Below are 11,317 nucleotides of genomic sequence, written 5' to 3' on the forward strand. Positions count from 1 at the left end.
GGCGGTGACTGTCGGTAGGCTTTCTGCACATGAGCACGCCTCGCCCCGTCCTCGTGGTGGACTTCGGAGCCCAGTACGCCCAGCTCATCGCGCGCCGCGTACGCGAGGCGAGGGTCTACTCGGAGATCGTCCCGCATTCCATGCCGGTCGCCGAGATGCTGGCGAAGAACCCGGCCGCGATCATCCTCTCCGGCGGCCCGGCCAGCGTCTACGCGCCGGACGCGCCGCCGTTCGACGCCGGCATGTTCGACGCCGGTGTCCCGGTCTTCGGCATCTGCTACGGCTTCCAGGCGATGACCCAGGCGCTCGGCGGCACGGTGGCCCGGACCGGCAACCGGGAATACGGCGGCACCCCGCTGCACACCCGCCCGGAGGCCGGCGTACTGCTCCGCGACCTCCCGGACGACCTGCCGGTCTGGATGAGCCACGGCGACTGCGTCACCGAGGCGCCGGCCGGCTTCACGGTCACCGCCGAGTCGGCGGGCGCGCCGGTCGCCGCCTTCGAGGACCTCGCCGGCAGGCGGGCCGGCGTGCAGTTCCACCCGGAGGTCGGGCACACCGCGCACGGGCAGGAGATGCTCACCCGCTTTCTCTACGACATCGCCGGCATCGAGCCGACCTGGACGCCCGAGAACATCATCGACGAGCAGTTGGCCCGGATCCGCGAGCAGGTCGGCGACAAGGAGGTCATCTGCGGCCTGAGCGGCGGCGTCGACTCGGCGGTCGCCGCGGCGCTGGTGCACCGGGCCGTTGGCGACCAGCTCACCTGCGTCTTCGTCGACCACGGCCTGCTGCGCGCCGGCGAGGCCGAGCAGGTGGAGAAGGACTACGTCGCGGCCACCGGCATCAAGCTCAAGGTGGTGGACGCTCGGGAGCGGTTCCTCGGCGCCCTCGCGGGGGTGACCGACCCCGAGCAGAAGCGCAAGATCATCGGTCGGGAGTTCATCCGTGTCTTCGAGGCCGCCGCCCGGGAGATCGCCTCGCACGGCGACGTCGAGTTCCTGGTGCAGGGCACCCTCTACCCAGACGTGGTGGAGTCCGGCGGTGGCACCGGCACCGCCAACATCAAGAGCCACCACAACGTCGGCGGCCTGCCCGAGGATCTGAAGTTCGCCCTGGTCGAGCCGCTGCGCACGCTCTTCAAGGACGAGGTCCGCACGCTCGGCCTGCAGTTGGGGCTGCCCGAGGCGATGGTCTGGCGGCACCCGTTCCCGGGCCCGGGCCTGGCCATCCGGATCATCGGCGCGGTCGACGAGGAGCGGCTCGCCGTGCTCCGCAAGGCCGATCTGATCGCCCGGCAGGAGCTGTCCGCCGCCGGTTTGGACCGGGATGTCTGGCAGTTCCCGGTGGTGCTCCTGGCCGACGTGCGCAGCGTCGGCGTGCAGGGCGACGGACGCAGCTACGGGCATCCCGTGGTGCTGCGCCCGGTCTCCAGCGAGGACGCGATGACCGCCGACTGGTCCCGGCTGCCCTACGAGGTGATCGCCCGGATCTCCACCCGGATCACCAACGAGGTCGCCGAGGTGAACCGGGTGGTCCTGGACGTGACCAGCAAGCCGCCGGGCACCATCGAGTGGGAGTGACACCGCCTCACACGGATGGCGGCATCGGCGGCATCGGCGGCTGAGGCGCCGACTCCGCCGCCGTTTCGGCCTGCGGTGCCGTTCCGCCCTGCGCCGCCGGGCCCGCCTGCGGTGCCGTTTCGGCCTGCGCCGCCGTTTCGGCCTGTGGTGCGGGGCCGGCCTGTGGTGCCGGGCCGGCCTGTGGTGCCGGGCCAGGCTGTGGTGCCGCGTCCGGCTGCGGAGTAGGCGTCGGGCCGGGCTGCGGCGCGGGCGTCGGGCCGGGCTGCGGCGCGGGCGTCGGGCCGGGCCACGTGGGGTTCCCGGTCGGGTACGGTGCGGCCGGCGGGGCCGGCGGCCAGCCCGGGGTGGTGCCCGGCGGGTGCGGCCAGGCGGGTGCGCCGGCCGGCTCCTCGGGCATCAGGAACCACATGATCAGGTACGCCAGCGCGCCGAGCCCGCCGGTGAGCAGGGTGGCGACGGCGAAGCCGACCCGGACCAGGGTCGGATCGACCGCGAAGTAGCGCCCGACTCCGCTGGCCACACCGGCGACCATACGGTCGGTGACGGGCCGGCGGAGCTGCTTGTACGGGGGCTGAGGGGGGCTGTGGTAGGTCATGCCCTAACGGTCGCGCGCCGGGCGACTGAAAACCTCGGTGACCGCCCGGACTCCTACCCTGACCAATCCCTGAGGCGCCAGCCGAAAGTCAGGAATCTGACTCTTTTCGATGGAGGTAACCGCACCGGGGGAGAATTTCCTCCCGTGACTACCTTGCTGGAGCCGCTCCGCAGGATCGCGGCATACGCAGTTTGTGCTGATTCAGACGACCGAGTGTTGCTGGTCCGCGCATCAGGGCGCTCCGGCACCCCCGGCACCTGGTCGCTGCCCGGCGGGGCGGTCGACCACGGTGAGGATCCCAACCACACCGTCGTCCGGGAAACCGCTGCCGAGACCGGCCTCTCGGTCGCCGTCTCCGGCCTCCACGACGTGCTCGCCGACATGCGCGCGCTGCCCGAGCGCGGCATCACCATCCACACCGACCGCCTGCTCTACACGGTCTCGGTGCGCGGTGGGACGCTCACCGACCGGGTGGGCCGGCCGACCGACCTGGCCCGTTGGTTCACCCTCGACGAGGCCCGGGAGTTGCCGCTGCGGTCGTTCACCGCGCGCGCCCTGGGCCTGCCCTCCGCCACCGACGACATCGTGCCGGAGGAGGTTCCCGAGTTCCCCTCGTTCTACGCGGCCCCCGGCCCCGACGGGCTGCATCGGGCGCAGCGCTTCGCGGCGTACGCGGTGGTGACCGACCCGGAGGAACGGGTGCTGCTCACCCGAATCTCCGACGGGTACCCGGGTGCGGGTTGCTGGCACCTGCCGGGCGGCGGCACCGACTACGGCGAGCAACCGGGCGCCGCGCTGATCCGCGAGCTGGTGGAGGAGACCGGGCAGACCGGCCGCCTGGTCGAGCTGCTCGGCGTCGCCAGCCACCGGGACGCCGCCTCGCTCGGCCCGGAGGGCTACCCGATCGACTGGCACGGCGTACGCGCCTTCTACCGGGTGATCGTCGACCAGCCGGCCCCGCCCACGGTGGCCGACGTGGGTGGCTCCACCTGCGAGGCCCGCTGGTTCCGCCGGGAGGAACTCGACGCCCTCCCCACCGACCGCCTGACGGAGGTAACCGCCGAAGCCGTCCAAGCCGCCCACCTCATCTAACCCCCACCCCGCCCGTTGCGGATGATCATGAAGTTATTGCCACGACACGTCACGCTGGCGGGCAATAGGTTCATGATCGACGGGTGAGCGAGCGGGAGGCGGGGCTGGTGGAGGAGCGGCGGCGGATCGGGGCGTACGGAGTGCTGCGGGACGACCGCGGGCGGGTGCTGTTGGCCCGCGGGTCGGCCGGGTGCCCGTACCCGGGGGTGTGGCAGCTGCCCGGCGGCGGCATCGAGCACGCGGAGCACCCGGAGCATGCCGTGGTACGCGAGTTCGCCGAGGAGACCGGGCTCTCCGTCGCGGTGGCCGCGATCCGGGCCGCCGTCGCCGACGTGGCCGTCTTCCGGGACGCGGGCGTCGCGGTGCACACCGACCGGCTGGTCTTCGACGTCGAGGCGCGCGGCGGCGAACTCCGCCCCGAGCCGGCCGGCGGCAGCGACGAGCTGGGCTGGTTCACGCCGGACGACTCGGCCGGCCTGCCGCTGATGCCGTTCACCGCCGAGCTGCTCGGGATTCCCGTCGTCCCCCTGCGGGCCGACCTGCCCCGGGCCCGGCCGCCCGCCCCGGCCGCCCCCGCCGCCGACCGCCGGCAGCGCTTCGCCGCGTACGGGCTGGTCACCGATCCGGCCGGGCGGGTGCTGCTCACGATGATCGCCGACGGGTATCCAGGTGCCGGAAAGTGGCACCTGCCCGGCGGCGGCACCGACCACGGTGAGCAGCCGGCGGCCGGGCTGCTGCGCGAACTGGTGGAGGAGGCCGGCCAGCTCGGCCGGGTGGTCGACCTGCTGGCCGTGGACAACCTGCACAATCCCGCCGCGCTCGGCCCGGAGGGACGACCGCTGGACTGGCACGGCGTGCGGGTGATCTACCGGGTACGCGTCGACGCCCCGACCGAGGCGGTGGTGACCGAACTCGCGGGCGGCTCCACCGCGCGGGCCGCCTGGTTCGTGCCCGAGCAGGTCGCCGGCCTCTCGATGACCGACGTCGCGGCCCTGGCCACCGGGCACCGGGGCAGGTGACGGGCGCTCGTTCGGCGAGGTGGGACGCCTCCGGTACAGTCGGAAGGCGGGGTTGGCCGATGGAAACGGGCGATGACGCCCGGGATCGGATCAACTGAGCGGTTCGCGCGATTAAGGCAGTTTTAAGTACCGTCGGCAGCTATCGCCAAGCCCCCGTCCCCTGTGCAATGGTGTACTCCGCAAAACGGGCTGCCGGACCAGAGAGGTCCGGCACGAGACAGCCGGGCGCCCGCCCTCGGGGCGGCCAGCGATCCGGTGATGGAGGAAAGCGTGCCGAGAGCCCCATGGCGCCGGCGTCGTACGACTGACAGTCCGCGCCCCGCAGGGCGTCGCTGGGCGGGCGGATTGCGCCGCAGCAGCACGTTCGCCCGTCAGGTGCTGCTGGTCCGGGTGGGCCGCCGGCACGCTGGTGCCGCAGCCGCGACCGACCTGGTCACCCCCGATCACCGCCGGACCGACCGCCAGCGCCGTCGCTACGGTCGACTCGACCCCGAGGTCGAGGCGGTGCTGCCAGTCAGCCCGGCACTCGCCCCCGCGGCGGCGGCCGACGAAGCGCCGGCGATGTCGATCCCGCTCCTGCCCGGTGAGCGCACCGTCGCCCGACGGGCCAAGTTCGCCCTGGTCAACGCCTGCACCCTGAGCAGCCTGATGCTCGGCCTGCTGGCGATCTTCCTGGCCATGCGAGGCGATGTCCAGACTGCGGCGCTCTGCCTGATCGCCTGCGTCGCGTTCGACGGCCTGGACGGCGCGCTGGCCCGCAGGCTCGGCGTGGCCAGCCCGTTCGGCGCCCAGATGGACTCGCTGGCCGACATGTGCTCGTTCGGGCTCGCCGCCCCGGTGGTGGTCTACGCCTCGCTGGCCGGCTCGGTCCGGCCGGCGGCCGCCGCCGTCGCCTGCGGCCTGGTCGCGGCCTGCGCCGCGATCCGGCTCGCCCGGTTCAACGTCTCGCCGAAGGACGGCCGGTTCTTCAGCGGCGTACCGACCACCATGGCAGCGGCCGTGCTGGCCCTGACCGTGGCGATCGGTGTGCCGGTCTCCGGCCGGGTGATGGTCGGCGGGGTGGCGCTGCTCGCCTTCGCCATGGTCTCCAGCTTCCCGTACGCGAAGCTCGCCCGGCTGGTGAAGCTGCCGCCGTGGCTATGGCTGGCCCCGGTGGTCGGCGCGCTGGTCGACATCCGGCTCACCTTCGCCCTCGTGGTGGTGGGGTACCTGGCCAGCGGCCCGGTGCTGTGGCTGCACCAGCGCCGCACCGCCTGATCCTTCCGTCGAAAGGGGGCGCCGCTCGTCGCGGCGCCCCCTTTTCGCGTCCCAGGGTCAGATCCAGCGGGCGATCACGGTCGAGCCACCGACCACCTTGTCGCCGGGGCCGACCAGCGGCTCGGCCGCCTCGGCCGGCAGGTAGACGTCGGTACGCGAGCCGAACCGGATCAGGCCGAAGCGCTCGCCCCGGGCCAGCAGCGCGCCGACCGGCGCCCGCTGCACGATCCGCCGGGCGATCAGGCCGGTACGCTGCGCGACCACCACCGTGCCATGCTCGGTGTCGAGCACCGTGTAGGCCGCCACGTTGTGCTCGGCGTCCGGCTTCATCGCGTTGACGAACCCGCCGTCCGCGACGAAGTAGTCGACCACCTTGCCGGCCACCGGGGAGCGGTTGACGTGTACGTCCAGCACGGAGAGGAAGACCGCGACCCGCAGCCACTCGCCGTCGCCGAAGCGCTCGTCGTGCAGCCGCTGCACCGAGAGGACCTGGCCGTCCGCCGCGGCGACCACGGCCGCCGGGTCCTCCGGGACGTCCCGCTCCGGGTCCCGGAAGAACGCGGCCACCGGCGCGGCGGCCAGCGCCGGCAGCAGCCAGAGCTTCGACTTCGGCCGGGTCACCCGGGCCAGCGCGGCCAGGCCGAGACTGATCCCGGCCGCCGCCACACCGTTGGAGTCGATGTGCATGCCCGGGGTCAGCGGCACGCTCGACGGCCGGTACGCGGGCGAGAGCCGGGCGGCGAGCGCGACGGGCGCCGGGGTGAAGCGGAGGTGGTGCACCCGTACCGGCGGAGAATTGCGCAGCACCAGGTCGGTGCGGACACCGTGCAGCAGGCCCTGCCGGTCCAGTTCGGCGCCGGCGCCCTCGGTACGGAAGAGCGGCGCGGCGACGCTCAGCACGGCGCCCTCGGTGAGGTACTTCACCAGCCCGTCGACGGCCGACCGGGTCTCGTCGACGGTGCCGCTGAACGGCTCGGCGGCGATGACCAACTCGGCGGCGTCCGCCTCGGCGAGGGTGTTGACGACGCGTACCCGGTCGGCGACCCAGCGGCCCTGGGCCGTCACGTGCTCGCGCAGCGCGGCCGCGGAGCAGCCCTCCGCCGGCACGACGGTGAGCCGGTCGCCGGGGAGCAGCGCGTCGATCGCGGCGGCCAGCACCGCGGACTCCGGTGCCGCGCCGACCAGCAGGCCGGCCTTCGGGTCGTTACGCCGGGCGAGTTCGGCGACGAGGGTACGGGCGGCGCGCTCCCCGACGCGGACCGGGCCGGACGGGCCGGGGCTGCGTACGGCGGGGGACTGGGTCATGTCGGACGGGCTCCTGACGGGGTAGAGATGGGACGCGGCGGGACCGCCACGGCGACCTGGCCGGCCGGGGCCGCGGACGGTGCCCGGCGACCGGGAGCGCCGGCCGCGGCCGGGCACGCCGGCCGGCGGAGGCGAGCTCTCCGCCAGCCAGCATATGCGCCGCCGCCAGCGCCCCGCACCGTCGCGGTCAGCCCGCCGACCGTTCGTCGCGGCCGGGCTCGTCACCGTCCCCGTCGGTACGCATGTCGCCGGCCGCGCTCTGGCCGGCCGGCCACTCCGGACGGTCGGCCGGCGGCGTGGCGGTGCGGTCCGCGACGGGGACGTCGGCCATCGCGTCGGGGTGCCGCGCGGACCGCAGCGCGCCGACCAGGCTCAGCAGTCCGACCAGGATGAGCGCGCCGGCCAGGAACCAGCCCACCGGGGGCAGGGTGAGCCCGAGGATCCGGCCGAGCAGCCACCAGACGGATAGGGCCAGGAAGACCAGCCCGAAGGCGAACGACACGACATCGGCGCGGTGGGCCTTCACCGGGTCACCTCCAGGTCTCCGGCGTTGACGTGGATGAGCAGTCGCAGGGTGCCCCCGCCCGGGCCGTCCGGTCCGAGGTCGGTGGTCTCCCATTTCGGGCCGTTGAGCCGGCTGTCACGCCGGCCGAAGACGGTGGCGTTCCCGGCGTTCACGTCGGCCACTGTGGTGACGTCGACCTTCGGCGGCACGACCACCGTCAGCTTGCCGAAGTCGACCTCCGCGGTGATCTGCGTGTCCTTCTGGTCGAAGTCCACCGCGCGCAGGTCGAGCACCGCGTCGCCGAAGCTGTTCTTGTAGCGGACGGCCAGGTCCTGATAGCTGGGCGGTGTCCAGATGACCTTGCCCCCACCCACCCGGTCGTAGGACTCGGCCACGGTGGCGATGCCGAGCGCCGCCGCGGTGACCAGGCCGAGCGCGATCAGCCAGCGGGCCCGGCCGAACCAGGTACCCACCAGCAGCCCGAGCCCGATCGTGGCCAGCGCCGCGGCGAAGTACCCGGCCGCCCCGACCGGGAAGACGTCGAGCAGGTCGAGCATGGCCACCACACCCAGCGCCAGGAAGATCAGCGAGAAGGTGATCGCGCCGAGTGCGGACCGCTCCTTCGGCCGCTTCGGCGCCCGCATCAGCGGTGCGGGAGTCGGTGGCGCCGGCGGGTACGGCCCGGCGTACGGGCCGTGCGGCGCGAAGGGTGGCCGGTAACCGCCGGGCGGCGGCGCGCCCACCGGCGACGGCGGCGGTACCGAGACCGGCGGCCCGAGCGGGCCGCCCCCAGTGGTCGGCGTACCCGGCCAGGTCGGCGCCGCGTTCCCCTGCCACGCCTCGGCGGCCCGGGCATCCGGGACAGCGGTGGGCTCCGCGGGGTAGCCGGTGGCCGGCCAGGCCGGCTGCTGCCCGGTGGCGGCGTCCGTGGCCGTCGGCTCGGCGGGCGCGCCCGCGCCGGCACGCTGCGCCGGCGGCATGGCCGGCCCGGCCTCGGACCAGGCGGGCTCAGCGGCGGTACCGGTCGCCGGCCAGGCCGGCTGGGTGGCGGCGCCGGCTTGCGGCCCACCCCAGCCTGCCGGGGCGCTCGCCGGCCCGGCCGGGCCCCACACCGGGCCGCTGCCGGGTGCCGGCCAGGCCGGCGGCGGCGTGGGACCCGGCGACGGGCCGGCCGCCCCGGCATCGCGCCGCTCCGCCGCGTTGCGCGGCTGGCGGTTGAGCAGCAGCGCGCCGCCGATGAGGATCACCGCGCCGAGCAGGACCGCCCGGAGCGCGTCTGTGACGATGTAGCCGAAGCCGATCGCGACCACGATGCTGAGCACGATCACGGTGACCGGGGACATGCTCGACCGGCCCCGGCCGAGCATCGACTCCAGCGGGGAGGCGGTGTCCCCCTCGCCCGGGATGATCAGCCAGGCGGTGAGGTAGAGCAGGATGCCGATGCCGCCGAAGAAGCCCAGCACGGCGAGGATCACCCGCCACAGTACCGGGTCGGTGTTGGTGGCCCGGCCGATGGCGGCACAGACACCGGCCAGGTAGCGGCCGTCCCGTGGCCGGACCAGGCCGTACCGGGAGGTGAAGCCGGCGGCGCCGGGCGGTGGGGCGTACCCGGAGGGCGGCGGAGCGTTCGGCGGGCCCGGCGGCGGCCCGGCGGGCCCGGCCGGCGGGGGTGGCGGCGGCCCTTCCGGTGGCACCGCGCCGGGCGGGGGTGGTGGTGGCCCGTCCGGTGGCACCGCCCCGGGCTGGGGTGGACGGGCAGCTTCCTCGGTCATGCCTTCGATCCTGCTGCGCGCTCCGCCCCAACGTCCTCAGGACCCGACCCTGACGCCACCCTGAGATCCCGGGACCTCGAATGTCGGGGGCGTCCCCATGGTCGCGAGCGGTCCGCCCGTGTGACCATCGAGGCGGCCCCGGCGCAGGCCGGTCGCCGCCAGCACCGTCCGCCCGACCAGGGGAGTCTCCCATCAGCACCACCGTGACCACGCACCCGCCGCGGCTCTACCGGGCCACCGAGCACCGGTTGGCCGCGGGGGTGGCCGCCGGCATCGCCGAGCACCTCGGTATCTCGGTGCTCCGCGTCCGGATCGCCTTCATGGTGCTGCTCGGGCTGAACGGTCTCGGACTGCTGCTGTACGCCGCCTTCTGGGCGGTTGTTCCGCCCCGCCCGGGTGACACCGCCGTCCCGCCCCGCCGCGATCTCGCCCAGCTGCTGCCCTTCGTGGCGATCGGGCTGGGCGTCCTGCTGGTCCAGATGATGGCATTCCACTCGGTCGGCGCCGCCGGCACCGCCGGCTGGCTGGTCGCGATCATCGCGGTCGGCGCCGGCGTGATCTGGCACCAGTCCGCGCCCGAGCGCCGCCAGCAGTGGAGCGGGTCGATGGCGGTGCCCTGGCTGGGCGCGGTGGTGGAGGAGAGCGACCGGCGCGCGTTCGTGCTGCGTTTCGTCGGCGGCGGGGTGCTCGTCGCCGTCGGCATAATCGGCGTGGCCGCGGTCTACTCGCCGTCGCAGAACTTCGACGCCGTGCTCAACGGCGTGATCTTCGCCCTGGTCGGGCTGGCCGGCGTCGGCGTGGTGACGGGGCCGGTGCTCTGGCGTACCTGGAACCAGCTGCGCTCGGAGCGCGAGGGACGCATCCGGGAGCAGGAGCGCGCCGAACTGGCGGCAATGGTGCACGACCAGGTCCTGCACACCCTCGCCCTGATCCAGCGCAACGCCAGCGACGTCAAGACCGTGCAGCGGCTGGCCCGCGGCCAGGAGCGGTCGCTGCGGAGCTGGCTCTACAAGCCGGTTTCCTCGCCGACGGAACGGTTCGCGGCGGCCCTGGAGCAGGCCGCCGCCGAGGTGGAGGACACCTTCGCCATCACCGTCGAGGCCGTGGTGGTCGGCGACCGGGAGACCGACGAGCGGGTGGGCGCGCTGGTCGCCGCCGCCCGGGAGGCGTTGGTCAACGCGGCGCGGCATGCCGGGGTGCAGACGGTGTCGCTGTACGCCGAGGTGGAGCCGCATCAGGTCAGCGTCTTCGTACGGGACCGGGGCAAGGGCTTCGACCCGGCTACCGTGGAGGATCACCGGCACGGCGTCCGGGGCTCGATCATCGGGCGGATGAAGCGGCACGGCGGTCGGGCCGAGATCCGGTCCGGACCGGGGGAGGGGGCCGAGGTCCGGCTGATCCTGCCGATCAGCGGCTCCGGCTCCAACGCGGAAAGGGACAGATGACCATGGCCGAGCAGGGACCGGTCGAGGCGGCGGCGCCCCGGGACGGGCGACTGCGGGTGTTCCTCGTCGACGACCACGCCATGTTCCGGGCGGGCGTACGCGCCGAGCTCGGCGGGCACGTCGAGGTGGTGGGCGAGGCCAGCACGGTGGCCGAGGCGGTCAGCCGGATCACGGCGACCCAGCCCGACGTGGTGCTGCTCGACGTGCACATGCCGGACGGCGGTGGTCGGGCGGTGCTGGAGGCGATGCGGCGTACCCACCCGCAGGTCCGGTTTCTGGCGTTGAGCGTCTCCGACGCGGCCGAGGACGTGATCGGGCTGATCCGGGCCGGCGCCCGGGGCTACGTCACCAAGACCATCTCCCCGGACGAGTTGACCGACGCCATCCGCCGGGTGGCCGACGGGGACGCGGTGTTCAGCCCCCGGCTGGCCGGGTTCGTGCTGGACGCGTTCGCGGCCCGGCCGGACGCCCCCGTCGCCGACCCGGAGCTGGATCAGCTCACCAACCGCGAGCGCGAGGTGCTCCGGCTGCTGGCCCGGGGGTACGCCTACAAGGAGATCGCCAAGGAGCTGTTCATCTCGATCAAGACGGTCGAGACGCATGTCTCCAACGTGCTGCGCAAGCTCCAGATGTCCAACCGCTATGAGTTGTCCCGCTGGGCGGCCGACCGCCGGCTGGTCTGACCGCCGACTTAGGGCGTCTCTCCCGGATCTTCGCCGGCCTGCGCATTCCGCGGGGGCTCTT

General features: G+C 74.1%; 9 protein-coding genes and 1 pseudogene. 6 read left to right on the forward strand and 4 right to left on the reverse strand.

Annotated features, from left to right (window positions below; all coding sequences use genetic code 11):
• The first annotated feature begins 29 nt into the window (after positions 1-29).
• On the forward strand, positions 30-1,583 hold the full coding sequence (guaA, locus tag ACNAW0_RS24395; RefSeq protein WP_416290318.1) for a glutamine-hydrolyzing GMP synthase: 1,554 nt from the start codon (positions 30-32) through the stop codon (positions 1,581-1,583).
• A 247-nt stretch (positions 1,584-1,830) separates the two neighbouring features.
• On the opposite strand, the pseudogene ACNAW0_RS24400 reads toward guaA, so the two are convergent.
• A pseudogene (locus ACNAW0_RS24400) lies at positions 1,831-2,178 on the reverse strand (PspC domain-containing protein); the annotation flags it as partial.
• Positions 2,179-2,322: 144 nt separating this feature from the next.
• On the opposite strand from ACNAW0_RS24400, the gene ACNAW0_RS24405 reads away from it, so the two are divergent.
• The 3 genes from ACNAW0_RS24405 (at position 2,323) to ACNAW0_RS24415 (ending at position 5,546) form a co-directional block, all read left to right on the forward strand.
• Complete coding sequence (locus ACNAW0_RS24405; protein ID WP_416290319.1) at positions 2,323-3,270, forward strand: NUDIX hydrolase; 948 nt, start codon at positions 2,323-2,325, stop codon at positions 3,268-3,270.
• Between the two features lie 107 nt (positions 3,271-3,377).
• Entirely contained in the window at positions 3,378-4,289 is a 912-nt protein-coding gene (locus ACNAW0_RS24410; RefSeq protein ID WP_416290326.1) for an NUDIX hydrolase, read from the forward strand.
• Positions 4,290-4,634: 345 nt separating this feature from the next.
• Complete coding sequence (locus ACNAW0_RS24415) at positions 4,635-5,546, forward strand: CDP-alcohol phosphatidyltransferase family protein (RefSeq protein WP_416290320.1); 912 nt, start codon at positions 4,635-4,637, stop codon at positions 5,544-5,546.
• A gap of 57 nt (positions 5,547-5,603) precedes the next feature.
• On the opposite strand, the gene ACNAW0_RS24420 is transcribed toward ACNAW0_RS24415, so the two are convergent.
• The 3 genes from ACNAW0_RS24420 to ACNAW0_RS24430 form a co-directional block, all read right to left on the reverse strand.
• A complete protein-coding gene (locus tag ACNAW0_RS24420) occupies positions 5,604-6,851 on the reverse strand; it encodes a phosphatidylserine decarboxylase (protein ID WP_416290321.1) in 1,248 nt (415 codons plus the stop codon).
• Between the two features lie 187 nt (positions 6,852-7,038).
• Positions 7,039-7,377, reverse strand: a complete 339-nt coding sequence (locus tag ACNAW0_RS24425) for a hypothetical protein (RefSeq protein ID WP_416290322.1) — start codon at positions 7,375-7,377, stop codon at positions 7,039-7,041.
• Positions 7,374-9,128, reverse strand: coding sequence for a PspC domain-containing protein (locus ACNAW0_RS24430; RefSeq protein WP_416290323.1), 1,755 nt, complete (start codon positions 9,126-9,128; stop codon positions 7,374-7,376). Before ACNAW0_RS24430 ends, ACNAW0_RS24425 begins: the two co-directional genes overlap by 4 nt.
• Before the next feature lie 80 nt (positions 9,129-9,208).
• Here ACNAW0_RS24430 and ACNAW0_RS24435 point away from each other — a divergent pair, with 80 nt between their 5' ends.
• Both ACNAW0_RS24435 and ACNAW0_RS24440 read left to right on the forward strand, forming a co-directional pair.
• Complete coding sequence (locus tag ACNAW0_RS24435; RefSeq protein WP_416290324.1) at positions 9,209-10,573, forward strand: PspC domain-containing protein; 1,365 nt, start codon at positions 9,209-9,211, stop codon at positions 10,571-10,573.
• Between the two features lie 2 nt (positions 10,574-10,575).
• The gene (locus tag ACNAW0_RS24440; protein ID WP_416290325.1) at positions 10,576-11,256 is read left to right on the forward strand and encodes a response regulator; all 681 of its coding nucleotides are present in this window, start codon (positions 10,576-10,578) and stop codon (positions 11,254-11,256) included.
• Positions 11,257-11,317: the final 61 nt, after the last annotated feature.

This window comes from Micromonospora sp. SL1-18 (assembly GCF_047921505.1).
In the GTDB taxonomy this organism is placed as follows: Bacteria; Actinomycetota; Actinomycetes; order Mycobacteriales; family Micromonosporaceae; genus Micromonospora.

Excerpts from the sequence above, each read along its gene's own strand:
- ACNAW0_RS24440 (WP_416290325.1), top strand. The coding sequence starts at position 10,576 with ATGGCCGAGCAGGGACCGGTCGAGGCGGCGGCGCCCCGGGACGGGCGA.
- ACNAW0_RS24435 (WP_416290324.1), top strand. The coding sequence starts at position 9,209 with ATGTCGGGGGCGTCCCCATGGTCGCGAGCGGTCCGCCCGTGTGACCAT.
- guaA (WP_416290318.1), top strand. The coding sequence starts at position 30 with ATGAGCACGCCTCGCCCCGTCCTCGTGGTGGACTTCGGAGCCCAGTAC.
- ACNAW0_RS24430 (WP_416290323.1), bottom strand. The coding sequence starts at position 9,128 with ATGACCGAGGAAGCTGCCCGTCCACCCCAGCCCGGGGCGGTGCCACCG.
- ACNAW0_RS24420 (WP_416290321.1), bottom strand. The coding sequence starts at position 6,851 with ATGACCCAGTCCCCCGCCGTACGCAGCCCCGGCCCGTCCGGCCCGGTC.